The sequence below is a fragment of the Mucilaginibacter tolerans genome (assembly GCF_030519375.1).
Taxonomy (GTDB): Bacteria; Bacteroidota; Bacteroidia; order Sphingobacteriales; family Sphingobacteriaceae; genus Mucilaginibacter.
In genome coordinates this window covers 142634-166280 of sequence record NZ_JAUMKB010000002.1, presented here as the reverse complement: position 1 = coordinate 166280, position 23647 = coordinate 142634, and the positions used below count along the sequence as shown (strand labels likewise).

The 23647-nt window shown below is 41.8% G+C and carries 26 protein-coding genes and 1 other RNA gene; 22 read left to right on the top strand and 5 right to left on the bottom strand.

All coding sequences use genetic code 11. The features are described from left to right. Positions 1 to 8: 8 nt before the first annotated feature. From Q3A68_RS03315 to Q3A68_RS03295, 5 genes are all read left to right on the top strand, one after another. Positions 9 to 2102, top strand: coding sequence for a beta-galactosidase (locus Q3A68_RS03315; RefSeq protein WP_302899618.1), 2094 nt, complete (start codon positions 9 to 11; stop codon positions 2100 to 2102). 114 nt (positions 2103 to 2216) lie between these two features. After that, positions 2217 to 4361, top strand: coding sequence for a ribonuclease R (rnr, locus tag Q3A68_RS03310; protein ID WP_302899617.1), 2145 nt, complete (start codon positions 2217 to 2219; stop codon positions 4359 to 4361). A 66-nt stretch (positions 4362 to 4427) separates the two neighbouring features. Then, on the top strand, positions 4428 to 5402 hold the full coding sequence (locus Q3A68_RS03305) for a polyprenyl synthetase family protein (protein ID WP_302899616.1): 975 nt from the start codon (positions 4428 to 4430) through the stop codon (positions 5400 to 5402). A gap of 20 nt (positions 5403 to 5422) precedes the next feature. Beyond that, positions 5423 to 7018 (top strand): M1 family metallopeptidase, encoded by a 1596-nt coding sequence (locus Q3A68_RS03300; protein ID WP_302899615.1) that lies wholly within the window; start codon positions 5423 to 5425, stop codon positions 7016 to 7018. A 1-nt stretch (position 7019) separates the two neighbouring features. Then, positions 7020 to 7457: an energy transducer TonB gene (locus tag Q3A68_RS03295; RefSeq protein ID WP_302899614.1), complete on the top strand. Its 438-nt coding sequence runs from the start codon at positions 7020 to 7022 to the stop codon at positions 7455 to 7457. A 73-nt stretch (positions 7458 to 7530) separates the two neighbouring features. On the opposite strand, the gene rpmA is transcribed toward Q3A68_RS03295, so the two are convergent. The 4 genes from rpmA to Q3A68_RS03275 form a co-directional block, all read right to left on the bottom strand. Then, positions 7531 to 7992, bottom strand: a complete 462-nt coding sequence (gene rpmA / locus Q3A68_RS03290; RefSeq protein WP_302899613.1) for a 50S ribosomal protein L27 — start codon at positions 7990 to 7992, stop codon at positions 7531 to 7533. 50 nt (positions 7993 to 8042) lie between these two features. Further along, on the bottom strand, positions 8043 to 8351 hold the full coding sequence (gene rplU / locus Q3A68_RS03285) for a 50S ribosomal protein L21 (RefSeq protein ID WP_302899612.1): 309 nt from the start codon (positions 8349 to 8351) through the stop codon (positions 8043 to 8045). A gap of 160 nt (positions 8352 to 8511) precedes the next feature. Beyond that, positions 8512 to 9024: a hypothetical protein gene (locus Q3A68_RS03280; RefSeq protein ID WP_302899611.1), complete on the bottom strand. Its 513-nt coding sequence runs from the start codon at positions 9022 to 9024 to the stop codon at positions 8512 to 8514. Positions 9025 to 9066: 42 nt separating this feature from the next. Beyond that, positions 9067 to 10467, bottom strand: coding sequence for a dicarboxylate/amino acid:cation symporter (locus Q3A68_RS03275; protein WP_302899610.1), 1401 nt, complete (start codon positions 10465 to 10467; stop codon positions 9067 to 9069). A 53-nt stretch (positions 10468 to 10520) separates the two neighbouring features. On the opposite strand from Q3A68_RS03275, the gene Q3A68_RS03270 reads away from it, so the two are divergent. The 5 genes from Q3A68_RS03270 to Q3A68_RS03250 all read left to right on the top strand — a co-directional run bounded on the left by Q3A68_RS03270 (position 10521) and on the right by Q3A68_RS03250 (position 13075). Next, complete coding sequence (locus Q3A68_RS03270) at positions 10521 to 11054, top strand: hypothetical protein (protein WP_302899609.1); 534 nt, start codon at positions 10521 to 10523, stop codon at positions 11052 to 11054. A 46-nt stretch (positions 11055 to 11100) separates the two neighbouring features. Continuing rightward, positions 11101 to 11598 (top strand): RNA polymerase sigma factor, encoded by a 498-nt coding sequence (locus Q3A68_RS03265; protein WP_302899608.1) that lies wholly within the window; start codon positions 11101 to 11103, stop codon positions 11596 to 11598. Next, positions 11585 to 12172 carry a hypothetical protein gene (locus Q3A68_RS03260; protein ID WP_302899607.1) on the top strand — a complete coding sequence of 196 codons (588 nt, stop codon included), beginning with the start codon at positions 11585 to 11587 and terminating at the stop codon, positions 12170 to 12172. Before Q3A68_RS03265 ends, Q3A68_RS03260 begins: the two co-directional genes overlap by 14 nt. Before the next feature lie 89 nt (positions 12173 to 12261). Then, positions 12262 to 12774, top strand: a complete 513-nt coding sequence (locus tag Q3A68_RS03255) for a GNAT family N-acetyltransferase (RefSeq protein WP_302899606.1) — start codon at positions 12262 to 12264, stop codon at positions 12772 to 12774. Between the two features lie 67 nt (positions 12775 to 12841). Further along, positions 12842 to 13075, top strand: coding sequence for a hypothetical protein (locus tag Q3A68_RS03250; RefSeq protein ID WP_302899605.1), 234 nt, complete (start codon positions 12842 to 12844; stop codon positions 13073 to 13075). Between the two features lie 82 nt (positions 13076 to 13157). Here Q3A68_RS03250 and dinB read toward each other — a convergent pair whose 3' ends face one another. Further along, a complete protein-coding gene (gene dinB, locus Q3A68_RS03245; RefSeq protein ID WP_302899604.1) occupies positions 13158 to 14390 on the bottom strand; it encodes a DNA polymerase IV in 1233 nt (410 codons plus the stop codon). Between the two features lie 27 nt (positions 14391 to 14417). Here dinB and Q3A68_RS03240 point away from each other — a divergent pair, with 27 nt between their 5' ends. From Q3A68_RS03240 to Q3A68_RS03185, 12 genes are all read left to right on the top strand, one after another. Next, entirely contained in the window at positions 14418 to 15050 is a 633-nt protein-coding gene (locus tag Q3A68_RS03240) for a 2'-5' RNA ligase family protein (RefSeq protein WP_302899603.1), read from the top strand. Between the two features lie 223 nt (positions 15051 to 15273). Next, an RNA gene (gene ffs, locus Q3A68_RS03235) (signal recognition particle sRNA small type) lies at positions 15274 to 15373 on the top strand. A gap of 154 nt (positions 15374 to 15527) precedes the next feature. Then, complete coding sequence (locus Q3A68_RS03230; protein ID WP_302899602.1) at positions 15528 to 15815, top strand: GNAT family N-acetyltransferase; 288 nt, start codon at positions 15528 to 15530, stop codon at positions 15813 to 15815. A gap of 173 nt (positions 15816 to 15988) precedes the next feature. Then, positions 15989 to 16948 (top strand): YpdA family putative bacillithiol disulfide reductase, encoded by a 960-nt coding sequence (locus Q3A68_RS03225; protein ID WP_302899600.1) that lies wholly within the window; start codon positions 15989 to 15991, stop codon positions 16946 to 16948. 221 nt (positions 16949 to 17169) lie between these two features. Then, on the top strand, positions 17170 to 17295 hold the full coding sequence (locus tag Q3A68_RS03220; protein WP_302899599.1) for a hypothetical protein: 126 nt from the start codon (positions 17170 to 17172) through the stop codon (positions 17293 to 17295). A 121-nt stretch (positions 17296 to 17416) separates the two neighbouring features. Continuing rightward, positions 17417 to 18073, top strand: a complete 657-nt coding sequence (locus Q3A68_RS03215; RefSeq protein WP_302899598.1) for a GNAT family N-acetyltransferase — start codon at positions 17417 to 17419, stop codon at positions 18071 to 18073. 225 nt (positions 18074 to 18298) lie between these two features. Continuing rightward, a complete protein-coding gene (argG, locus tag Q3A68_RS03210; protein WP_302899597.1) occupies positions 18299 to 19492 on the top strand; it encodes an argininosuccinate synthase in 1194 nt (397 codons plus the stop codon). Continuing rightward, positions 19492 to 19845, top strand: a complete 354-nt coding sequence (locus tag Q3A68_RS03205; RefSeq protein ID WP_302899596.1) for a cupin domain-containing protein — start codon at positions 19492 to 19494, stop codon at positions 19843 to 19845. Before argG ends, Q3A68_RS03205 begins: the two co-directional genes overlap by 1 nt. Continuing rightward, the gene (gene argC / locus Q3A68_RS03200; RefSeq protein WP_302899595.1) at positions 19823 to 20821 is read left to right on the top strand and encodes an N-acetyl-gamma-glutamyl-phosphate reductase; all 999 of its coding nucleotides are present in this window, start codon (positions 19823 to 19825) and stop codon (positions 20819 to 20821) included. The genes Q3A68_RS03205 and argC overlap by 23 nt, the downstream gene beginning before the upstream one ends. Before the next feature lie 12 nt (positions 20822 to 20833). Further along, a complete protein-coding gene (locus tag Q3A68_RS03195) occupies positions 20834 to 21976 on the top strand; it encodes an aspartate aminotransferase family protein (protein ID WP_302899594.1) in 1143 nt (380 codons plus the stop codon). A gap of 14 nt (positions 21977 to 21990) precedes the next feature. Next, complete coding sequence (locus tag Q3A68_RS03190; RefSeq protein ID WP_302899593.1) at positions 21991 to 22938, top strand: Rossmann-fold NAD(P)-binding domain-containing protein; 948 nt, start codon at positions 21991 to 21993, stop codon at positions 22936 to 22938. 85 nt (positions 22939 to 23023) lie between these two features. Continuing rightward, positions 23024 to 23647, top strand: a complete 624-nt coding sequence (locus Q3A68_RS03185; protein ID WP_302899591.1) for an FMN-binding negative transcriptional regulator — start codon at positions 23024 to 23026, stop codon at positions 23645 to 23647.

Below are 23647 nucleotides of genomic sequence, written 5' to 3'. Positions count from 1 at the left end.
TTATGCTTATGTCAGCAAAAACTACTTCCATCGGGCTTTTTAGCGCGTTAATCATTCTTTTAGTTACATCTTTAAGCGCATATCCGCAGGCAAAAACAGACAAACTGCTGTATGGGGTTGCTTATTACGATGAATACATGCCCTATGACCGGTTAGAAAAAGATGTGAAAATGATGAAGGCCGCAGGCATCAATGTTGTGCGGATAGCTGAGTCCACCTGGAGTACGGTAGAACCCCAGGAAGGCGTTTATGATTTCCATCATATCGATCGCGTTCTTGATGCTATGCATAAGGCAGGTATACATGTGATCATTGGTACCCCCACCTACGCTGTACCTACCTGGCTGGTAAGAAAATACCCTGATGTATTGGCTATTACTCCGCATGGACAAAATCAGTACGGTGCGCGTCAGAATATGGATATTACTAACGAACATTTCAGAATATATGCTGAACGGGTGATCCGTAAAATGCTGGAACATATTAAAGATCATCCTGCTATCATCGGCTATCAGGTAGATAATGAAACCAAAGCTTATGGCACCAGCGGGCCGAATGTTCAGAGGCTTTTTGTGGACTACATGAAGGAAAAGTTTAAGTCGCTGGATACCGTTAACAAAGCTTTTGGGTTAGATTACTGGAGTAACCGGATAAATAACTGGGATGATTTTCCTTCGGTTAACGGAAGTATCAATGCCAGTCTTACTTCCGAGTTTTATAAGTTTCAACGTAAACTGGTAACGGATTACCTGGCCTGGCAGGCTGGTATTGTAAGAGAGTATAAACATCCGGATCAGTTTATCACGCAAAATTTTGATTTTGACTGGCATGGTTATTCTTATGGTATACAACCGGAGGTAGATCATTTTGCTGCCTCTAAAGCGTTGGATATCGCTGGTGTGGATATTTATCATCCTTCGCAGGATCATTTGACCGGCATGGAGATATCTTTTGGCGGCGATCTTGGCCGGTCCATGAAAGGGGGGCAAAATTATCTGGTAATGGAAACCGAGGCGCAAGGCTTCGCACAGTGGGTGCCTTATCCCGGTCAGCTTTATTTACAGGCGTTTAGCCATCTGGCTTCAGGAGCGAATATGGTGGAGTATTGGCACTGGCACTCGATACACAACTCGGCCGAGACTTACTGGAAGGGCTTGTTGAGCCATGATTTTGAACCCAATCCTACTTATGAGGAAGCAAAAACAATCGGGGCCGATTTTAATAGGTTAAGTTCGCACCTTATTAATCTAAAGAAGAAAAATGATGTTGCCATTTTATTCAGCAACGAAGCGTTGACCGGATTTAATGCCTTCTCATTTGGCTGGGGAGCTAGAGAAAGTTACAACGATATCTTGCGCTCATTGTATGATGCTCTGTATAAGATCAACGTTGGGGTTGATTTTGTTGACCCATCCAGTAATACTTTAGAAAACTACAAATTGATTATTGTGCCGGCTTTGTACGCAGCTCCCGATAGCCTGCTGATCCGGTTGAACAATTTTGTCAAGAATGGCGGGCATATCCTTTGTACTTTCAAAAGCGGCTTTTCCGATCAGAATGTAAAGGTACGCACTTCGGTACAGCCTGGTATTATCAGCGAAGCCTGCGGTATCACCTACAGTCAGTTTACAACTCCTGAGCACGTGGGCCTAAAGGACGATCCATTTCATGCAGGCAAGGATAATACCGTAAATACTTTTATGGAGCTTATCACTCCAAAAACAGCGAAGGTGCTGGCTTACTATGATCACCCGGTTTGGGGTAAATATGCAGCCATCACACAAAACAGTTACGGGAAAGGCATGGCTACTTATATTGGTTGTATCACGAGTGAGGCTATAACCGAAAAAGTTGTAGAAAATGTCATTAAATCAGCCGGTCTGTGGGGTGCCAATCAGGAACTTAAATTTCCTCTCGTTGTAAAATCAGGTATTAATCAATACGGCAAAGCAATTCACTATTATTTCAACTATTCCGCAAGTCCTGCCGTGTTTACTTATTCTTACAAGTCCGGGAAAGATTTATTGAGTGGTGCTGAAATCTCCACTAAAAATAAAATGGAGATCGGAGCCTGGGGGGTAAAAATTATGGAAGAAAAATAGCTTTGATTTTATTTAATAAACGGAATGCGAGGGTGGAATGCTGCAGTGTCTGCATTAATTGTAATACCCAAATTCATGCAACAATCTTTGTACCTTTGGCTGTAAATTCTATCTATGTCTAAAAATAAAAAGAACTCATCCATCAAACAAGTACTCACCCAAATGGTACTGGATGTGTTTGAGCAAAACAGAAATACCTCCTGGAACTACAAACAGGTTTCAGCCAAATTAAATATCCATAATACTGAAGATCGGGAGATCATACTTGAAATATTAAAGGACGAGGCTAAAAAGAACGTCCTTAAGGAAGTTTCGAATGGTAAGTTTCAACTACGGGAACTGAAAACCTTTATTGAAGGTGTAGTCGATATGACTAATGACGGATCGGCTTTTATTGTTACGGATGATGAAGACGAAACCGACATTTACGTAGCTCCGCGCAAACTTCGCAATGCACTTAATGGTGATCGGGTAAAAGTATATGTATATGCGAAAAGTAAAGGTGCACGCAAAGAAGGCGAAATAATTGAAATACTTCATCGCAATAAGATGGAGTTTACAGGCATTGTGAAACTGTCGGACCGTTTTGCGTTCTTTATTCCTGACGACCGGAAAATGATGCATGATATTTTTATTCCGATTAATGAACTGAATGGTGCAAAAAACGGAATAAAAGCCATCGCTGAAATTACCGACTGGCCACCTGAAGCTAAGAACCCCGTTGGTCGTATCAAGCATGTATTAGGTACGCAGGGCGAGAACGATACGGAAATGAATGCTATACTGGCTGAGTATGGTTTCCCATTGTCGTTCCCGAAAGAAGTAGAGCTGGATTCAGAAGAAATACCCGATGTAATTACCGCAGATGAAATTGCCAGAAGACGTGATTTTAGAGAGATATTAACTTTTACAATCGACCCATTTGACGCAAAGGATTTTGATGATGCGCTATCATTTCAATATTTGCCCAATGGCAATTATGAAGTGGGTATACACATCGCCGATGTGGCCCACTACATTCAGCCAGATTCTGCTTTGGATAAAGAAGCGCTGGAGCGAGGCACTTCAGTTTACCTCGTCGACAGGGTGATACCGATGTTGCCTGAAAGATTATCAAATGGCTTATGCTCACTCAGGCCAAAAGAAGATAAACTTTGCTTTGCAGCAGTTTTTGAATTAAACGAAGAAGCGCACATAGTAAATGAATGGTTTGGTAAGACCGTTATTCATTCTGACCGCCGCTTTACTTACGAGGAAGTGCAGCAAATTATTGAAGATGAATCAGGAGAGTTTGATAAAGAGATATTAAAATTAAATGCACTCGCGCACAAACTTCGTGACCGTAAATTCAAAAATGGCGCCATCAGCTTTGAAACCACGGAAGTAAAATTTAAGCTGGATGAAAAAGGCAGGCCAACAGGCGTATATGTAAAGGAGCGTAAGGATGCCCATAAACTAATCGAAGATTTTATGCTGTTAGCAAACCGTAAAGTGGCTGAGTTTGTAAGCAAAAAAGGTAAAGGAAAGCATAAATACACCTTTGTTTATCGTACGCACGACTCGCCTAAGCCGGATAGTCTGGCCAGCTTTGCACAATTTGCAGCAAGGTTTGGTTATCGCATAAACACCAAATCAGATAAGGAGATAGCTAAGTCACTCAATTTCCTGATGGAGGATGTGGAAGGTAAAAAAGAGCAAAACGTTCTGACACAATTGGCTATACGATCTATGGCTAAGGCTATTTACACCACCAAAGCCACCAGCCATTACGGACTTGCATTTGATCACTATACGCATTTCACCTCTCCCATCCGCCGTTACCCGGATGTGATGGTGCACAGGTTGTTATTCCACTATTTGAATGGAGGACAATCGGCCAATGCAGAGTTTTACGAAAAACTTTGCCAGCATTGTTCTCAAATGGAGAAGAAGGCAGCCGATGCTGAACGATCGTCAGTAAAGTATAAACAAGCAGAATTCCTGAAAGACCAGATCGGAATGATTTATACCGGTATTATCTCGGGTGTTACCGAATGGGGTATGTATGTGGAAATTATCGACAACAAATGCGAGGGTATGATACGCCTGCGCGATATAGCTGACGATTTTTATACACTGGATGAAAAAAATTATGCTATAATTGGCCAACGTAAAAAGAAGGTCTATAGACTGGGAGACGAAGTGCAGATCAAGGTTAAAAACGTTGATCTTACCAAAAAGCAAATAGATTTTTCCCTTATACAGGACAGAGATTATTAATTAGATAGTTGATCGGTTGGTTGAGTTACGTGGTTTGACAGAATACCGATCAACAAATAAATAGACATGAAGAAATTAAACGATCTGCAGGTTATTATTAGCAATGAGGTTGAAAAACTTACTTTTCCTACTTATCCTGCAGAGTTATATGAGCCGATAAAATATATTCTCTCACTAGGTGGAAAACGTATGCGCCCTGCCCTTCTATTGATGGCGTGTGATTTTTTTGGTGGCGATGTTAACAAGGCTATCTCTCCTGCTCTGGCTATCGAGGTGTTTCACAACTTTACGCTGATGCATGATGACATCATGGACAATGCACCATTACGCCGCGGCAAAACGACGGTTCATGAGCGTTGGAATAATAATGTAGGCATACTTTCGGGGGATGTGATGCTGATCGAGGGCTATAAGTTGATGATGAATGTAGATCAGCATTTGTTAAGGCCTATCCTCAATATTTTTAATGAAACTGCGGTAGGTGTTTGCGAAGGTCAGCAACTGGACATGGAGTTTGAAACCCGGAATGATGTGAGCATTGATGAATACATTAACATGATACGCCTGAAAACAGCCGTTGTATTGGGCGGAGCATTAAAAATCGGGGCATTAATCGGCGGGGCTAGCGACAGGGAAGCTGTTTTACTTCACGATTTCGGTGAACAATTGGGCGTCGCTTTCCAATTACAGGATGATATTTTAGATGTGTACGGCGACCCTGAAAAATTCGGGAAACAGGTTGGAGGGGATATCATGTCTAACAAAAAAACCTATTTACTACTTAAAGCGCTGGAGCTGGCTAATGCCGTTCAAAAGGCTGAGTTGAAAAAATGGTTGACCATTTCCAATGCAGATCCTAAAGAAAAGGTTGTGGCTGTGACTGAGATTTATAGTCAGCTGCAAGTGAGGCGTCGCGCAGAAGAGGCCATGCATAACTATGCTGATAAAGCGTTTGCTGCTTTAGACACTATTACTCAGCCCGAAAACCGTAAACAATACCTGCGCGACTTTGCCGATGGATTGATGGTTCGGGAGAATTGAGAATTAATTATATTTAAAGGATGAAATCATTCCTTTTTCTCCTATCTCTGTTTTGCCTTTCAATATTTTCAGTCAGCGCCCAAACCCTCACCAATGGCGGCAAATTAAAGCCTGAGCAGGCCATTATGGATGTAAGGCACTACACGATTGCGCTGAATGTCGACTTTGCGGAGCATGTTATCAGCGGTTATACCGAGATCAAAGTAAACATGGCAAAACCAACCCACGTTCTGCTTTTTGATTTGATGGACTCATTAAATGTCAGCAAGGTATTGGTGAACGGAAAAACTGAACATTTTGACTATAAACACAATCTTATTTCTATTCACCCTGCCGGAGAATTACAGACGGGTATTGCAATCGTTCGCGTATATTATGGTGGCAAGCCGCACGTAGCACGCCGGCCACCCTGGGACGACGGTTTTATCTGGTCGAAAGATTCAACCGGCCATCAATGGATGGCTATTACAGCCGAAGGTGCTGGCGGTAAATTGTATTTCCCCTGTAAAGATCATCCTTCTGATGAACCCAACGAAGGCGTGGATATGATCATCACTATTCCTAAAGGCCTCGTCGTTGCCGGTCCTGGTGTGTTGCAAAACGTTACCAAATCTGGTCAGACTGCCACTTACCATTGGAAAACCAATTACACGATAAATAATTATAGCATCATATTTAATGTGGGCGATTATAAAGTTTTCAGCAGACCCTACACCACCTGCGACGGAAATAAAACCAAAGTGCAGTTTTATGTTTTAAAAGAGCACGCCGATAAAGCTGAACATTTCCTGGATGTATTCGTCAAAACGATTCATGAGCAGGAAAAGTATTTTGGCGAGTATCCTTTCTGGAAAGAGAAGATCGCGATGGCGGAAACGCCCCATTTGGGCATGGAGCATCAAACCATGGTGGCTTATGGCAATAAATTTCGTTACACAAAAATCGGTGGTGAGGATTATGATTGGCTAATGCACCACGAGTTTGGGCATGAATGGTGGGGCAACAAAGTAACCGCAAAGGATTGGGCCGATTACTGGATCCATGAAGGTATCTGCTCATTTGGCGATGCACTTTATACCCGTGAGTTTGACGGTGAAGAAGCTTATAACAAAATATTTCAGAAGAGCATTTTTAGTTTTGAGAACAAATTGCCCATCGTTCAGCATCCTGATATGGATGAAGAGGCTGCCTACATTGGTGATATTTACACAAAAGGTGCTTTCTTTATGCATACGCTCCGTTATGTGATGGGCGATAGTCTTTTCTTTCCAACGTTAAAGAAGTTTGTAACCAGTCCGCAGTACACCTACGATAACCTGGTAAGTACCGATGACGTTGAGCAGTTTTTCACCAAACAAGCCGGATATAATCTGAAGCCATTGTTTGACCTCTACTTAAGAACAACCAATAAATTAGAGATACATATCAAAACACTTCCAGCTAATAAATATCTCATACAACTTCAGAATATCGATATGAAATTACCTCTTGATATTACAACCGATGCCGGTACTAAGCGATCAATAGTAGATGTCAAAGGTTTGCGTGTAGAAAGCAAATCGATACCTATTATAGACCCTGAAGTGTTTTATATCAAGAAGATTATAATAGAATAATATGAAAAAAGCCTTTATCACAATTATTGTGCTTGCGTCTTTTACTATTGTAAAAGCGCAAACAACCAACAATGTAAAGCAAAGTGAAGAACTGAACGATCCAGGGCAACGCCCAATAACTGATTCCACTATTTTTGTTGCGGTACAACAGCCACCGAGTTTTCCAGGTGGAATGGAAAAATGGTTGGATTATGTGAAGGAAAATCTTAAGTACCCGGAAAAAGATAAGACAGATGGGCGTAAAGGCAAAGTGTTTGTAACCTTTATTGTCGAAAAAGACGGAACTATTGCTAATTCAAAGGTAGTTAGAGGAATAGGCGGTGCTTGCGATATAGAGGCGATAAGACTGGTTAAAAATAGCCCTAAATGGAATCCCGGTATGCAAAATGAAAAGGCCGTTAGAGTTCAGTTCGTTGCCATGGTTGAGTTTAAACCATAGGAATAAAAATTAAAAATAATCAAAAAGCCCCGATCTGCATCAGACCGGGGCTTTGTATTTTATAAAGAACTGATTACTCAGCGCCTTCTTCTTTATCAGTCTTTTTTGCTTTTGGAGCAGCAACTTTCTTCGCTTTGGGTGCTTCTTCAGCAACTTCAGCAGCGGGAGCAACTTCTTTTTTAGTTTCAGCCTTTGGAGCTTCAGCAACCGGTGCTTCTACAGCTTTCTTCTCAGCCTTTGCAGCAGGTTTTGCTTTTGGAGCTTCAACTACAGGTGCAGCTTCAAAAGGTATTACTGAAACGTATGAACGGTTATCAGCTTTCTTTTTGAAAATCACTGTACCATCAACTAATGCAAATAAGGTATGATCCTTACCTAAGCCAACATTCTCGCCAGGATTGTGCGGGGTACCACGCTGACGTACGATGATGTTGCCAGCAATTGCAGGCTGACCACCGAAAATCTTGATACCTAAACGTTTGCTATGCGACTCGCGGCCGTTTCGTGAGCTACCGGCCCCTTTTTTGTGTGCCATTTCTTATATTTTTTATTGGATCACTAAGAATCCACGTTTAAAACCTTAAATTATAATGTGATACCAGTGATCTCTATTTTGGTAAATTGTTGACGGTGACCGTTTTTCTTTTTGTAACCTTTTCTTCTTTTCTTTTTGAAGATAATTACTTTATCACCTTTTAAATGAGACACGATCTTAGCTGATACTTTAGCATTTTTCAAATCAGTTCCTAATTTGAATTTGCCTTCGTTTTCTGCTAATAACACATTGTCAAATTCAATACTAGCGCCTTCATCTCCCTGTAAACGGTGTACAAAGATCTGCTGGTCTTTAGCAACTTTAAATTGCTGTCCGGCTATACTTACTATTGCGTACATGGTTATTAATTAATTTGTTTAAAAATTCGAGGTGCAAATGTAGTTATTCTGTTTTTAAATAGCAATACTTTTTTGAGTAAAGTGTTGGATTAAGTTGATTGAGTTAGATTGAGTTAGATTGAGTTTTTTAAGGACCTAATCAACTACTTGACCTAATCAACTATTTCTCCTTCCCTTCTTCCTTAGCCAGAACCCGCTTTATCTCTTTTATCAGACGCTGATTAGCATCTTTCAATCGCTCATCGCCACTAAACGACTCATCATAAATTACCTTCTTGGTTTTACGTTTATATTTAAACTCGATAACATAGCGCAGCGGCCGCATACCGTTACGTCTTTGAGTCGTATCACCTATCTCTACATTTGGGAAATCCCAGAAACCCAGGTCTGCAGCTTTGCGGTGCAGGTATAAAAGCTCTTCTTTTGGTAGATGGAGGTTCATTTTAAGGATTGAATCACGGTTATCTACATATTGATATTGGCCGGTCTTTGAGCTGTATTTGTTGATAAGACTATCAGCGCCGGGGCCGTATTCAAATGTCATCGATTCAAATTCGCTGAATTTATAGGGTGCGTTTTTAAAAACATGCGCATAATAATAAACGCAGTAGGCCACAAAGGGCACAATTACAGCACAGGCCATGAATATTCTTTTCGAGCGTGAATCTCTCATGTTATTTTAATTAGTGAATTATTGAATTATTGATTTTAAAAATTACAAATCGTTATTTGCTACCGGGATGCCATCGCCTAGCTGATTCTCCCATTTGCTTACTACTGCTGTAGCCATTACATTGCCTAAAACATTGGTTGCTGATCTTCCCATATCCAATAAAGGATCGATACCTAACAACAAGGCCAAACCCGCTTCGGGAATATTGAACATGCCGATTGCTCCTGCCACCACTACTAATGCTGCGCGTGGGACACCTGCCATGCCCTTGCTCATCAGCATCAGCATCAACAGCATGGATAATTGCTGACCAAAACCCAGGTGTATGCCATAAGCCTGCGCCAGGAACAGCGAAGCAAAGGTCATATACATCATCGAGCCAACCAAATTGAATGAATAACCCAACGGCAAAACAAAGCTCACGATCTTATTGCTGCAGCCGAAATTCTCCAATTCTTCCAACGATCTTGGATAAGCTGCTTCGCTGGTTGATGTGCTGAATGCCACTAAAACGGCATCCTTAATGTTATTCAGCAATGTAAATGCCCGGCCTTTTAATACGGAGAAACTTCCGGCAACTATCAGCAACCAAAGCAAAAGCAGTGAAAAATAAAATTCGCTGATAAACGACGCATAGGTTGAAATAATACCCAAGCCTTCCTTAGCCACTACCGCCGTTATGGCGCCAAATACTGCAATCGGGGCAACTTTCATCACATAGCCGGTTATCTTCATGATCACATGGGCTACGGCGTCGAGGAATTTGATGATGATCTCCCCTTTTTCGCCAATAGCGGCCGTTGCTGCACCAAAGAATAGCGAGAATACCACAATCTGCAATATTTCGTTATTCGCCATTGCCTCTGTAAAGCTTCTCGGAAAGACGTGACCGATAAAATCTTTAAATGATATGGCCGTTTTTTTAACATCTACGCTCAAATGACCTTCAGGTAATGATAAATGGATAGAACCGCCCGGTTCAAATAAATTTACCAACACCATACCCAGCAACAGTGATACAAACGTGGCTGTAATGAATAGCAATAGCGTCTTTCCCCCTATCCTGCCCACAGCCTTTATATCACCCACTTTGGCCACGCCTACTACTAACGTGGTGAATACCAGCGGACCTACGATCATCTTAATCAACCGCAGAAAGATATCGCTCAAAATGGTGAAGCCTTCCAGCTTGTTATCACGTTCGGTATTTTTGTCGGTCCGTAACTGCGCCAAACTTGCTCTTTGCGATTTGAGTTGCTTGTACTCCTTTGCAGTGGTATCTTTTAATCCTGCTACATGTGCATCAATTGTTTTTATATTCGCGTCGGCAACGCTTATTTTTTTGTTCAGGTCGTCAATTACTTTAACATTGTAAACATATCCGGTTGCAACGCCGAGCACCAATGCGATAATGATGTATAGGGTAAGCCTGCTTTTGTGCATAAAAATGAAAGTGCGAAACTACAACTATTTGCTAAAATAATGATGTTAGAGGCATGAGCATCCCAAACTATGGCATTGCGGAGATAAAAAAAGAACTTCAGCACCTGGATAATTCCCAGCTGACAGAGCTTTGCCTGCGCTTGGTTCGGTACAAAAAAGAGAATAAGGAGCTAACAGGCTACCTGTTATTTGATGCGGATAACGAGCGTGCTTTTATCGATGCCCTGATGGCCGAAAGTGGTTTAATGTTTAGTCAGCTGCCATATAATAATTATCAGCTGGCAAAAAGTCTGCGGAAAATACTGAGGCTGTTAGGTAAATACATCAAGTTTATGGCATCCAGTGAGGCTGAGGTTGAAGTACTTATCAATTTTTGCCGTAATTACGTGCAGTATGTAGATAAGCGGGCATCATCAACCTACAAACCCCTGCGGTTAATATTTACCCGTCAATTAGATAAAATACGCAAATCCATAACTAAATTGCACGAAGATCTTCAGTTCGATTACAGCCAGGATTTTAACAATATGGTTGGCGAGGCTGAAGAAAAACTACGATGGCTAAATATGAACGATTATCTGTTGTAACAAATTACCCCTTTAACCTATCTAAAAACTAAAAAAGTTAACTGAATTGGATACCAGAGAAGCAGTCTTCAAGCAAATATTTGAAGCTAATTCAAAAAAGATATACCATTTATGCTATGGTTATACCGGCGATGATGATGCCGCGAATGACCTGCTACAGGAGACTTTTTTAAAAGTATGGCAAAACCTGGAGAAATTCCGTAACCAGGCGCAAATATCCACCTGGATCTATCGTATTGCTGTAAACACCTGTTTAACCTACCTACGGTCTGAAAAACGACAGGCTAAGGATGAAATAACACCTCAGTTTGCTGAAAGTAAGGGAGAAGAATACTCAGAGAAGAATGAGCAGGTAGCGCTGCTTTATAAGTGTATATCTAAGTTAGAAGAATCAGAAAGAATTATTATTACTATGGTGCTGGATGAAGTGCCTTATCCTGAAATAGCCGATATATCGGGCATATCAGAGGGCAACCTGAGGGTGAAAATACATCGTATTAAACAAAAATTAACAGAGTTGTATAACCACTATGAAAGACTTTGATCATTTGATGTCCGTTTGGCAGGGACAGCCAAAGCAGGAGCAGCTTTCAGTGGAGGAGACGCTGAAGCAGGTAAAAAAAGGAGTACGCAGTATCACCAGTCAGCTGTACTGGGGTATAGTGGCAATGGTGGTTATGGTAGCGCTTACGTTTATTATTACTATTTTCTTTGTGTTTCAGTGGTTAACCTATGTAGGGCTGTTCATAATGTTGTTGACCATGATGGCTTATGCCGCCCGTATCATCCGCAATTATCGTATCCTGAGCAAGCATGACGCCACTCAAAATCCTTCCGATTACCTGCAAGACCTGAAAGAATACCAAAAAGATCAGGCCAAAATAGCCGGGTGGTTTTATTACCTGTATGTAATGCTCATCAGCCTTGGATTATCGCTCTACTTAGTCGAAATACTGGGCAATGCATCCATTTATTATCGAATAGGGTTTTATAGCTTCACCGTCATCTGGATATTATTCCTCACTTTCTATTACAAAAAGCGCATCTTCAAAAGCCAGGAAGAAAAGCTGAACCTGATCATCGATCGATTAGAGCGGTTGCAGGAGCAGTTTGAATAATTTGATTTGAAGATTAGCCAATTTGAAGATTTGAAAATTAAATTTGCAGCATCTTCAAATTTTCAAATCAACACATTTTCAAATTAAAAATGGTTACCATACGTCTTGTCCGTCCGTCCGAAACTGAGGAGTTATTATTATTGTCCCGTAAAACCTTTTACGATGCCTTTGAGCACCTGAACAATAAGGATGATTTTGAAGCTTATACCTCTGTAGCGTTCACCAGTCAAAAACTGTCGGGTGAGTTACAAAATCCGTACTCGCAATTCTATTTTGCCATTATTGATGATGAAAAAGTGGGTTATATGAAGCTTAATTATTCATTGGCACAAACGGAGATGCAGGATGAGAATGCAGTTGAGGTTGAGCGTATTTATGTATTGGCCAGTCAGCAAGGTAAAAAAATAGGCAATCAGTTATTGGACTATGCTATTGATAAAGCAAAAACCGAAGGTAAGCTCTACATCTGGCTTGGTGTATGGGAGCATAACCAGGCGGCACAACGTTTTTATGAGCGCAATGGGTTCAAACCTTTCGGTAACCATAAATTCTGGGTGGGAAAAGATGAGCAGACCGATATTTTAATGAGGAAGGAGTTGTGATACACCACTATTGACAAATATTAAAACTTCATAATTAATCAGTTGTTACCAATAAAACGACAATGTTATGAAAGCCACCACCGCAGTAATCTGGGCAACAATTTATCTCATTGGGTTGTATGTCATACCCAATTATTCATCTTCCCTTATCTTAACCGGGATATTATATTTATCATTTCCAGTTATTTTTATATCGATGATAGTTATCGTCCTGAAAGATGACAGCATTAAGCCGAAAGAGTTAAATAATGAAGAATGGGGTTATGCTGATAAGAATAAAGACGAGCTTTGGGTGATGTAGCTTAAAGCCGAAGGCGAAAAGCTTAAAGCTAAGAGTAATCGCTATAAAGAGGTTTCAGCTTTGGTCTTTCAGCTTTCTGATCCTAACCCCTCATAAACGGATTGAAATTCCTTGTCCCGATCTCCATACCGGCAGCACGACATACTGTTTTATCGCCAAACTTGAAATTGATCTTATCCATTGCCTGGTATAGCCTGATCTGCTCCTCATTATCTTCAAACAGATTTATCTGGTAGCTGCCGGTGCAAAGCTGACTTAACCTCAGGCCTATTAACCTTACAGGTCGGTGATTATTCCATGCTTTTTTGAGTAGATTTTTAACGCCAGGTATCAGGATATGCTCTGCCGCTGTTAGGGCAATCTTTTCCTGCTGGGTATGTGTCTCGAAATTGGCATAACGTATCTTGATAGCCAGGCACGATGCCAGTTTATTCTCTCGCCGCAGCTTGGATGATAGTTCCTCCGTCATGGATACCAGTATGGATTCTAATCTCCGCTCGTCCGATATAGTGCGACTGAAGGTTTGTTCGGTGGATATGGATTTGCGTTCAGCATGCGGTATGATCTCTGCCGGATCCAGTCCCCTGGCCTTATTATACATCCATAAGCCATTCTTGCCGAATAGGGTTTGCAAAAAACGCAGGTCAACCCGTTGCAGGTCGCCTATTTTTTCAATGCCATATTCGTATACCTTTTTTGCAGTGCTCTCCCCTAACCCCGGTATGGCTGATATGGGTAACGGCGCAAGGAACTGCATCTCGCAGCCATGTGGTATAAATAACTGGCCATTCGGCTTAGCCTTGTTGGTGGCCATTTTAGCGATGGTTTTGCTTGATCCCAACCCGAAGGATATAGGTAGCTGTGTTTCGCGAATAATGCGTTGACGCACCTCTGATGCCAGCTTATAAGGACTAAAAAACCGGTCCGTACCTGTCAGGTCGATATAAAACTCATCAACCGAAGCCTTTTGATAGAGAGGTACCATATCGTCGATGATCTTGGTTACTTCTGTCGATGCTTCTGAATACAAATGATGATTACCGCGTACCGAAATAGCGTGTGGGCATAACTTAAACGCGTCCCGTGATGACATACCTGAGTGCACCCCATATTGACGTGCTTCATAACTGCAACTCGCTACTACACCACGCTGCGCATTGCCGCCAATGATAATAGGTTTACCTATCAGCTCAGGATTGAACTTACGCTCCACCGACACGAAGAACGAGTCGAGATCGATATGCATGATATACCGCTTGGCTTCCACTGTACAAATGTGAAAAATTATTTGGATATATGCTAAAAATATTAGCATATTTATATCCCTCAAAAAAATAACGGTATGAAAGGGTATACAGATTATTTGATCATTCTCTCACCTTCAGAGGATGTTTGCGAGCAGATTGAGAAATACAAACAGCAATCCGCTGATATCATAGGCCATTACGATAGTATGTATTCAACGGCTCACATCAGCATAAAACCTATGCCCCGCCGCAAGCCCTACATGGCTGAGCCTGAACTGGCAGCATTAAAAGCTAATATAAAACTGTTGCCCCCAGCTACGCTGGTTATTGATGGGTTCGATTTCTTTAATCATGGCGAGGAATACCGCACAGTGTATGCTAAAATACAATCGTCAGCATTTACCACGCAATGGGTCAAGGCCCTTAAAAAGAGTCTCAACATAAAGGATTACCTGGTGCCGCATATCCCTATAGCCCGGAACATCCATAGGAATGATTTTGATAAACTATGGCCTCATCTCCGCAAAATAAAATGGGTACAGGATTTTGAAGTAAGCAAACTCACCATCCTGCAACGTGAGGCATTAAACACCTTCGTGCATTGGCAAGTGCTGATGGAGATACCTTTTGAAGCAAGGCATTTAGTGAGTGAAACGCTGCCAAAAGCAACGTCAACCAAACCACTTACGGGTAATTATAGGGCGAATCAACAGATCAAATTATTTTAAAGTAGAAGCGCAGATGAGCGTTGTCATGTTGAGGTTTTCGAAACATTGGCGGGCAGAGCCCTACAAACTACACTTCGACTGAGCTTAGTGTAACACCCGACTGTAGGTTTTTTTATCACTTTATCCATTCACCTTTAACCTTTTACCCTTCCCCTTTCCCCATTTCCCTTAAAAAATAACTTTTTCTTAACCCCAATTCAACCTTTTGTCTATATTTGCGCCGGGGTAAGTCTTTTACGACCAGCTCCTCTTGAACTCCCCCAGGGTGGGAACGCAGCAAGGGTAGAGGGTTGTAGCGGTGCGATAAAAGTAGCTTACCCTTTTTTTATTTCTTCATTTTTCTGGACCTTAATTCGCCTGATTTCAAGGATTTTCAGAATTCCTTACTAAGCTCCATAACATTTTTTTAAAAGTTTACATTATTATTGTGCTATTACTTATGGCAATCATTTATTCTTGTAAATCAAGGTTCAACCTATGGAAATAAAACAAGAAGAACATCACCGCACAGGTGTTTTTTATATCGATGATAATGGCAACCGTTTAGGTGAAATGCGCTACCTGATACGCGATGGGGTAATGAACATTTACCATACCGAGGTGGACGAGAAGCTGCAAGGCCATCATATGGGTGAGAAACTGGTAGAGGCCGGTGTAAAATATGCCCGCGAAAATCAGTTTAAAATATTACCCACATGCACCTTTGCACGGTCGGTTTTTAACCGTACACCAGCTTATGACGATGTGCTGGTGAAGAATTTTTAGAATAGACATAACCCACGCGTCATTGCGATGAACGGGCTGAGCCGTGAAGAAGCAATCTCAAACTATACAGAGCGAAGGGAAAAAGGTGCAGAACTTGTATAGCCGCTATGCTAATCGAGGATTGCTTCGTCGCTCACTCCTCGCAATGACGGGAATAAATAAAAATAACGCTAATGCTCGATATACTCATTATAGGCGGTGGCCCCATTGGTTTGGCTTGTGCCCTGGAGGCAAAAAAAGCTAATTTAAACTACATTATTATTGAAAAAGGGTGCCTTGCCAACTCGTTATACAACTATCCTTCTACCATGACCTTCTTCAGCACTTCTGAGCGACTGGAGATCGGCGGGATACCGTTTGTTACCATCAGCAATAAACCTAACCGCGCCGAAGCGCTGGAGTATTACCGCCGCGTAGCTTTCTCCAATCATATTAAAGTGAATTTATTTGAGGAAGTTCTTACAGTTATACGGACGGACAAACATTATACCGTCACTACTTCGCGCGGTAAATATGAGGCGAAGAATGTGATCGTAGCAACTGGCTTTTATGATATCGCCGTAAAGCTGGATATTCCCGGTGAGAATCTGCCAAAGGTGATGCATTACTACAAAGACCCTCACTTTTATGCTTTACAAAAGGTAGTCGTGGTAGGCTCAAGCAACTCGGCTATTGATGTGGCTTTGGAAACTTTTCGCAAAGGTGCCGAGGTGACATTGGTTATCAGAGGTGAAGAAGTAAGTCACCGGGTAAAATACTGGGTACGGCCTGATATTATCAATCGTATTAAAGAAGGCAGCATTAAGGCCCATTTTAACTCCAGCCTGACTGCTATTCGTGAACACGATGTGGATATACAAACCCCTGATGGATTATTAACCATCCCTAACGATTTTGTAATGGCGATGACTGGTTACAGGCCCAATTTTGAGTTCTTGAAAAAGATTGGCATACACCTTTCAACGGATGCCAAATGCATTCCTCAGTATAACCATGATACCATGGAAACCAACCTGCCGGGCATCTACCTTGCCGGTGTAGTTTGCGGCGGCATGGATACTCATTTATGGTTCATCGAAAACTCGCGCATACATGCGGAGATGATTGCGAATGATATCGTTTCTAAACGTTGAATTGTTGTATTGCTGAATTGTTGATTGTGTGGGCTTGTTTAATTACATCATGCAGGTGCACAACAATTTAACAATAAAACAAAGCAACAATATCCCATTTTAGCAATATGTCAATACAACAATATCACCATAGCGCAATAAGTAAAATTTTTTCTTGCATAAATAAAAATTAATGCGATACTTTGCAGAAAATTAAAAAGTAACTAAAACACGCTTTTAAAATGAAACTGCAAAGCATATTTAACACCGTTGTCAGGGCCATATTTGCCCCGGCCACTGTTGCTTTGGTTGCACCTGTGTTTGAGTATGCCCCTTCACGACGAAGGCTTTATATCCCCCGGGTTTAATTTACGCTCTGCTAATAACCCATTATGATGAAGTATTTATTTTTAAACTTCATCAACAAAAATCCATCTATTACGTATTGGCGGCAACGCTTCAATTTTAACGTTAATTCTTACTACTTAAATGACTATACAAGATTTTGATATTCGGGTTGCATCAGCGCAGGATGTCGATTTTGCACAACAGATTTGTGATGAAATGGCTGAGTCGGCTAAGGCACGAGGTACAGGTATTGCGCAACGTTCAGCCGAGTATGTAGCCAATAAAATGCTGGAAGGCAAGGCGGTTATCGCTTTTCATAAAGACGGTACCTGGGCAGGTTTTTGTTATATCGAAACCTGGAGCGGTGAGTTCGTAGCTAATTCAGGTTTGATCGTTAACCCAAATTTTCGCAAGTCAGGGCTGGCTAAGGCGATCAAGGAAAGGATATTCAAGCTGTCACGTACTAAATACCCTGATGCTAAGATATTCGGTTTGACCACTGGACTGGCTGTAATGAAGATTAATTCTGATCTTGGTTACGAACCCGTAACCTACTCTGAACTTACCCAGGATGAGAAATTTTGGGAGGGGTGCAAAAGCTGCGTGAACTATGATATCCTGATGAGTAAGGACCGCAAAAACTGCATGTGCACTGCTATGCTGTTTGATCCGGCGGAAAAGCAAAAGGAACAGGAGGACAAGATGAAAAGGATCACCCATAAGGCTACCCTTTTGGAGCGTATTGAGAATGCGATAAAAAGGCGGATGGAGAAGTTTAGTTTCGAACTGAAGGGATGAGAGGTTATCCTATGTCGTTGCCAGCGATAGCGTGGCAATCGCGAACTATGCATCTTCGCCCTGTATAGCATGCGGTTGCTTCGTTCCTCGCCATGACAGGATATTTTACTCAGTTATGGACGGACAAAACATAAATAATAATATTAAAGTAACAATTAATGAACTGAAAGCTATGTTATTAGGATAACGAATCTTTGATTCTCAGCTTTCACCCCAAATAAAACGATGAAGAAAAAAGTAGTATTGGCTTACAGCGGTGGTTTGGATACCTCATTCTGCTGCATTTATTTAACACGTGATCTGGGCCTTGAGGTTCACTCGGTGATTGTAAACACAGGCGGTTTTAGCGCTGATGAACTTTATAATGTTGAACAGCGTGCTTATCGCATGGGCGTTACTTCACACCATGTGGTTGACGAGACTGAGAACTTCTACAATACCTGCGTGCGATACCTCATCTACGGTAACGTGTTAAAAAACAACACCTATCCCCTTTCGGTAAGTGCGGAGCGTGTAAGCCAGGCTACAGCTATAGCCAATTATGCAAAAGAGATTGGTGCTGAATACGTAGCACATGGCAGTACAGGTGCCGGTAATGACCAGGTGCGTTTTGATATGATCTTCAACATTCTGATTCCAAATGTACAGATCCTTACTCCCATCCGCGACCTGAAACTGAGCCGCGAGGAAGAGATCGAATACCTGAAAAAGCATGGCGTAGATATGAACTTCGAGAAGGCTAAGTATTCTATCAATAAAGGCATCTGGGGAACATCAGTTGGCGGTAAAGAGACGTTAACCTCGCATTTAGGCTTACCGGAAGATGCATGGCCTACGCCAATGACAGCATCCGGCACCAGAAATATCGAGTTAGAATTTGAAAGAGGCGAACTGGTTGCATTGGATGGACAAAGATATAGTCACCCCACACAAGCTATACAGGCATTGCAGGCAATTGCGCAGCCTTATGGCATTGGCAGGGATATTCACGTGGGCGATACCATTATCGGCATTAAAGGTCGTGTAGGTTTTGAGGCTGCTGCACCGATGGTGATCATCAAGGCGCACCATACCTTAGAAAAACATGTATTGACCAAGTGGCAGCTTTCCTGGAAAGATCAGTTATCTTCGTTCTATGGCAACTGGCTGCACGAAGGGCAGTTCCACGACCCGATTATGCGTAATATCGAGGCGTTTTTAACCGACACACAGCAAAATGTAAGCGGAAAGGTATTTGTTCAATTGAATCCATATCGCTTCCAGGTAACAGGCATTGAATCGAAACATGATTTGATGTCGAGCAAGTTTGGAAGCTATGGCGAGATGAACAATGCGTGGACCGGCGAGGATGTTAAAGGTTTTTCTAAAATATTTGGCAACCAGGTAATGATCTATCACAAAGTAAATCAATCAGAATAATGGATAACCCTGTCTTTTCAAAAAGCGAATGCACGAGCCACTATAAATGGGGCGACGATTGCTATGGATGGAACTTCATAGATACCGATCAACTTTCTGTAAAGCAGGAATTGATGCCACCAGATACTGCCGAGCAGTTGCATTACCACGAAAAGGCAACCCAGGTATTTTTTATTATCAAAGGCAAAGCAACTTTCACCATCGACGGGGTTGAAAGCGAACTGAAGCCGGAACAGGGTATCGAAATAAAACCAGGACAAAAGCATTTCATCAGCAATAAGGAAACGACCGACCTGGAATTCATACTCTACTCTACACCATCTACAAAAAATGACAGGATCAACATCAAATAAAATAAAGGCGGGAATAGTTGGCGGTGCAGGATATACTGGCGGCGAAATGCTGCGCATACTGGTAAACCATCCTAGCGTGGAGATTGCCTTTGCTCATAGTAAAAGCAATGCAGGGAACTATGTTTATGAAGTACACACCGATCTATTCGGCGATACTGACCTGAAATTTGCCAGCGAATTATCCAATGATATTGATGTATTATTTCTATGCGTGGGACACGGTGACGCTAAGAAGTTTTTGGATGCTAACCCTATCCCTGCACTTGTTAAAATCATAGATTTAAGCCAGGATTTTAGATTGACTGCATCCTCGAAGATCAATGATCGTGAGTTTGTTTATGGTTTGCCTGAATTAAACCGTGATGCTATAAAATCAGCTCAAAACGTGGCTAATCCAGGTTGCTTTGCTACTTGTCTGCAATTAGGTTTATTGCCTTTAGCGGCAAAGGGCTTATTGAATGAAGCAGTGCATATTACCGGTACAACAGGTTCAACAGGAGCTGGTCAGAGTTTGTCAAGCACCACGCATTTTACGTGGAGAAATGATAACCTGTCTATCTACAAAGCCTTCGATCACCAGCATTTGAAGGAGATCAAACAATCGATACATCAACTTCAACCCAGTTACGGACGGACAATAAATTTTGTGCCTTATCGTGGTGATTATACACGTGGGATTATTGCCTCAATTTACATGGATAGCGACTTATCAGGCGATGAAGCATTGAAGATATTTGAAGATTATTATGCAGGTCATCCATTTACGCATGTTACCAAACGTAATATTGACTTAAAGCAGGTGGTTAATACTAACAAGTGCTTTATACAAGTTGCCAAGCACGGCAGCAAGCTATTGATCACCAGTATAATTGATAACTTAACAAAGGGAGCATCAGGGCAGGCAGTTCAGAATATGAACTTGTTGTTTGGTCTTGATGAAACCGCAGGACTTAAACTAAAAGCGACAGCTTTTTAATATCGTACTACAATGAAACTATTTGATGTATATCCAATCAATCCGATCAACATTGTAAAAGGTGTTGGAAGTTTGGTTTATGATGACAAGGGAACTGAGTACCTTGATCTGTATGGCGGTCATGCCGTTATTTCAATCGGACATACCAATCCGCATTACGTAAAGCGATTGGAGGATCAGTTACATCAAATAGGATTCTATTCCAATTCTATTGAGATCCCTTTGCAAAAAGAGTTGGCCGAGAAATTGGGCAAAGTTTCGGGCAAAGATGATTATCAGTTGTTCTTGTGCAATTCCGGTGCTGAAGCAAATGAGAATGCGCTTAAACTGGCCTCATTCTACAATGGCAAGAAAAAAGTAATAGCTTTCCGCAAAGCATTCCACGGACGGACATCATTGGCAGTTGCTGTAACCGACAACCCAAAGATTGTTGCTCCGATTAATGAAACCGAGAACGTGATCTTCTTGCCATGGTGCGATGAGGCGGCTTTAGAGCAGGCATTTAACGAGCATGAAGTATCTTCCGTCATCATAGAGGGGATACAGGGTGTTGGTGGTATACAGGTAGCTAGTGTGAGTTTTTTACAGAAGATCAGGTGGCTTTGCGATCAGCATAATGCGGTGTTTATCGCAGACTCAGTTCAGTGCGGTTACGGACGGACAGGAAAATTCTTCTCTCATGACTTCGCAGGAATAAATGCCGATATCTACAGCATGGCAAAAGGCATGGGCAATGGCTTCCCTATTGGAGGCATTATTATCTCGCCAAAAATTCAGCCTGCTTACGGTATGCTCGGCACGACCTTTGGCGGTAACCATTTGGCTTGTGCTGCCGGTTTGGCAGTACTGGAAGTTATGGAACAGGATAAACTGATGAACAACGCTGCAACAGTTGGCGGGTACCTGATAGATGAGTTAAAGAAATTTGACCAGGTGCTGGAAGTTCGTGGCCGTGGGTTGATGATCGGCATTGAACTGCCTGAAGAGCTGGCCCATGCAAGAAAAGATTTATTATTCAAGCATCATATTTTCACAGGTGAGGCTAAACCAAACGTGATCAGGTTGTTACCTGCTTTAAATCTGACCAAAGCTCATGCTGATAGATTTTTGGAGGCATTCGCTACTGTTCTAAATCATTCAACCATAACACAATAATACCCCGGTCGCATATGAAACTTTTTTCCTCCGTAAACGATGTAACCGACGTTCAGGCACTGGTTAAAGAAGCGCTTAGTTTAAAGCAAAACCCATATGCACATCAGCATTTGGGTAAGAATAAAACTTTAGGATTGATTTTCCTTAATCCTAGCTTACGTACCCGCATAAGTACCCAAAAGGCAGGCATGAACCTGGGCATGAATGTAATGGTGTTGAATATAGATAAAGAAGGTTGGGCATTAGAGCTGAAAGATGGTGCCGTAATGAATGGGGGTACTGTAGAGCATATTCGTGAAGCTGCTGCTGTTTTGGGAGAGTATGTTGATATTATCGGGGTGCGCTCTTTCCCGGGGTTAAAAGACCGTGATGCAGATTACAGCGAAGATATATTCAATAAGTTTGTGAAATACTGCGGTGTCCCTGTAGTGAGTTTGGAATCAGCTACGCGTCACCCTTTACAAAGTCTGGCTGATCTGGTAACGATTGAAGAACTGAAAACCAAGCCTCGTCCAAAGGTGGTTTTAACCTGGGCTCCTCACGTAAAGGCATTACCTCAGGCTGTACCAAATTCATTTGCGGAATGGATGTGTAAGGCTGATGTAGATTTTACCATTGCACATCCAGAAGGTTATGAATTATGCCCTGATTTTACCCAGGGTGCAACTATTACTCATGATCAGAACGAAGGCTTGGCTGATGCTGATTTCATCTACGTAAAAAACTGGTCTGCTTATGAACCTTATGGCAAAGTATTCGATGGTTATAACGATTGGATGCTGACTAACGATAGCCTGCAAAATACAAACAATGCCAAGGTGATGCACTGCTTGCCGGTTCGCCGTAATCTTGAATTGTCCGACGAGATTCTGGACGGAGAAAATTCAATAGTGATCCACCAAGCAGGCAACCGTGTCTGGGCTGCGCAAGCAGTATTGAAACAGATGCTGGAATCATTATAGTTTAAAGTTGATTAGGTTAGATTGAGTTGATTAAGTTTGAACTCATTCAGCTCAATCAACCAATTAACTCAATCAACTAAGCTCGATGTACATTCCTTCTTTTAACTCATTTACGGACGGACAAGAGATTGTAGCATTTATGCAACGCTACAGTTTTGCTACAATCATTACGCAGATGGATGGTGTACCTGTTGCAACGCATTTGCCATTTCTGGTAAAAGAGGAAAACGATAAGTTGACCCTGCAAGCTCACTTTGCAAAGGCAAATCCGCAGTGGAAGGAAATAGAAGGGAATACCTCCTTAGTTATCTTCACGGAGCCTCATGCCTATATCTCACCTAACAATTACGGGAAGGTGGAGAATGTGCCTACATGGAACTATATTGCCGTTCATGCTTATGGAAAAGCGCACATATTGGATGATATTGCACAAAAGACGGAGTTACTCAAACATACCATAAACGCTTTCGAATCGGCTTATTTACAGCAATGGGAGAGCTTGCCGGAGCAATACAGGTTAAAAATGATGAACGGCATTGTTGCCTTTGAAATAGAAGTAACCGATCTGCAAGCCAAAAGGAAGCTGAGCCAGAACAGAAGCGAACAGGAACAAACGAATATCATCAACTCGCTGTCGCAAAGCCCTGATGCCAATGAACGGGAAATAGCAGCCTATATGAGCAAACTTCCGGACGGACAGTCAAAGTAA

Excerpts from the sequence above, each read along its gene's own strand:
- Q3A68_RS03315 (WP_302899618.1), top strand. The coding sequence starts at position 9 with ATGTCAGCAAAAACTACTTCCATCGGGCTTTTTAGCGCGTTAATCATT.
- rnr (WP_302899617.1), top strand. The coding sequence starts at position 2,217 with ATGTCTAAAAATAAAAAGAACTCATCCATCAAACAAGTACTCACCCAA.
- Q3A68_RS03305 (WP_302899616.1), top strand. The coding sequence starts at position 4,428 with ATGAAGAAATTAAACGATCTGCAGGTTATTATTAGCAATGAGGTTGAA.
- Q3A68_RS03300 (WP_302899615.1), top strand. The coding sequence starts at position 5,423 with ATGAAATCATTCCTTTTTCTCCTATCTCTGTTTTGCCTTTCAATATTT.
- Q3A68_RS03295 (WP_302899614.1), top strand. The coding sequence starts at position 7,020 with ATGAAAAAAGCCTTTATCACAATTATTGTGCTTGCGTCTTTTACTATT.
- rpmA (WP_302899613.1), bottom strand. The coding sequence starts at position 7,992 with ATGGCACACAAAAAAGGGGCCGGTAGCTCACGAAACGGCCGCGAGTCG.
- rplU (WP_302899612.1), bottom strand. The coding sequence starts at position 8,351 with ATGTACGCAATAGTAAGTATAGCCGGACAGCAATTTAAAGTTGCTAAA.
- Q3A68_RS03280 (WP_302899611.1), bottom strand. The coding sequence starts at position 9,024 with ATGAGAGATTCACGCTCGAAAAGAATATTCATGGCCTGTGCTGTAATT.
- Q3A68_RS03275 (WP_302899610.1), bottom strand. The coding sequence starts at position 10,467 with ATGCACAAAAGCAGGCTTACCCTATACATCATTATCGCATTGGTGCTC.
- Q3A68_RS03270 (WP_302899609.1), top strand. The coding sequence starts at position 10,521 with ATGAGCATCCCAAACTATGGCATTGCGGAGATAAAAAAAGAACTTCAG.
- Q3A68_RS03260 (WP_302899607.1), top strand. The coding sequence starts at position 11,585 with ATGAAAGACTTTGATCATTTGATGTCCGTTTGGCAGGGACAGCCAAAG.
- Q3A68_RS03255 (WP_302899606.1), top strand. The coding sequence starts at position 12,262 with ATGGTTACCATACGTCTTGTCCGTCCGTCCGAAACTGAGGAGTTATTA.
- Q3A68_RS03250 (WP_302899605.1), top strand. The coding sequence starts at position 12,842 with ATGAAAGCCACCACCGCAGTAATCTGGGCAACAATTTATCTCATTGGG.
- dinB (WP_302899604.1), bottom strand. The coding sequence starts at position 14,390 with ATGCTAATATTTTTAGCATATATCCAAATAATTTTTCACATTTGTACA.
- Q3A68_RS03240 (WP_302899603.1), top strand. The coding sequence starts at position 14,418 with ATGAAAGGGTATACAGATTATTTGATCATTCTCTCACCTTCAGAGGAT.
- Q3A68_RS03230 (WP_302899602.1), top strand. The coding sequence starts at position 15,528 with ATGGAAATAAAACAAGAAGAACATCACCGCACAGGTGTTTTTTATATC.
- Q3A68_RS03225 (WP_302899600.1), top strand. The coding sequence starts at position 15,989 with ATGCTCGATATACTCATTATAGGCGGTGGCCCCATTGGTTTGGCTTGT.
- Q3A68_RS03220 (WP_302899599.1), top strand. The coding sequence starts at position 17,170 with ATGAAACTGCAAAGCATATTTAACACCGTTGTCAGGGCCATATTTGCC.
- Q3A68_RS03215 (WP_302899598.1), top strand. The coding sequence starts at position 17,417 with ATGACTATACAAGATTTTGATATTCGGGTTGCATCAGCGCAGGATGTC.
- argG (WP_302899597.1), top strand. The coding sequence starts at position 18,299 with ATGAAGAAAAAAGTAGTATTGGCTTACAGCGGTGGTTTGGATACCTCA.
- Q3A68_RS03205 (WP_302899596.1), top strand. The coding sequence starts at position 19,492 with ATGGATAACCCTGTCTTTTCAAAAAGCGAATGCACGAGCCACTATAAA.
- argC (WP_302899595.1), top strand. The coding sequence starts at position 19,823 with ATGACAGGATCAACATCAAATAAAATAAAGGCGGGAATAGTTGGCGGT.
- Q3A68_RS03195 (WP_302899594.1), top strand. The coding sequence starts at position 20,834 with ATGAAACTATTTGATGTATATCCAATCAATCCGATCAACATTGTAAAA.
- Q3A68_RS03190 (WP_302899593.1), top strand. The coding sequence starts at position 21,991 with ATGAAACTTTTTTCCTCCGTAAACGATGTAACCGACGTTCAGGCACTG.
- Q3A68_RS03185 (WP_302899591.1), top strand. The coding sequence starts at position 23,024 with ATGTACATTCCTTCTTTTAACTCATTTACGGACGGACAAGAGATTGTA.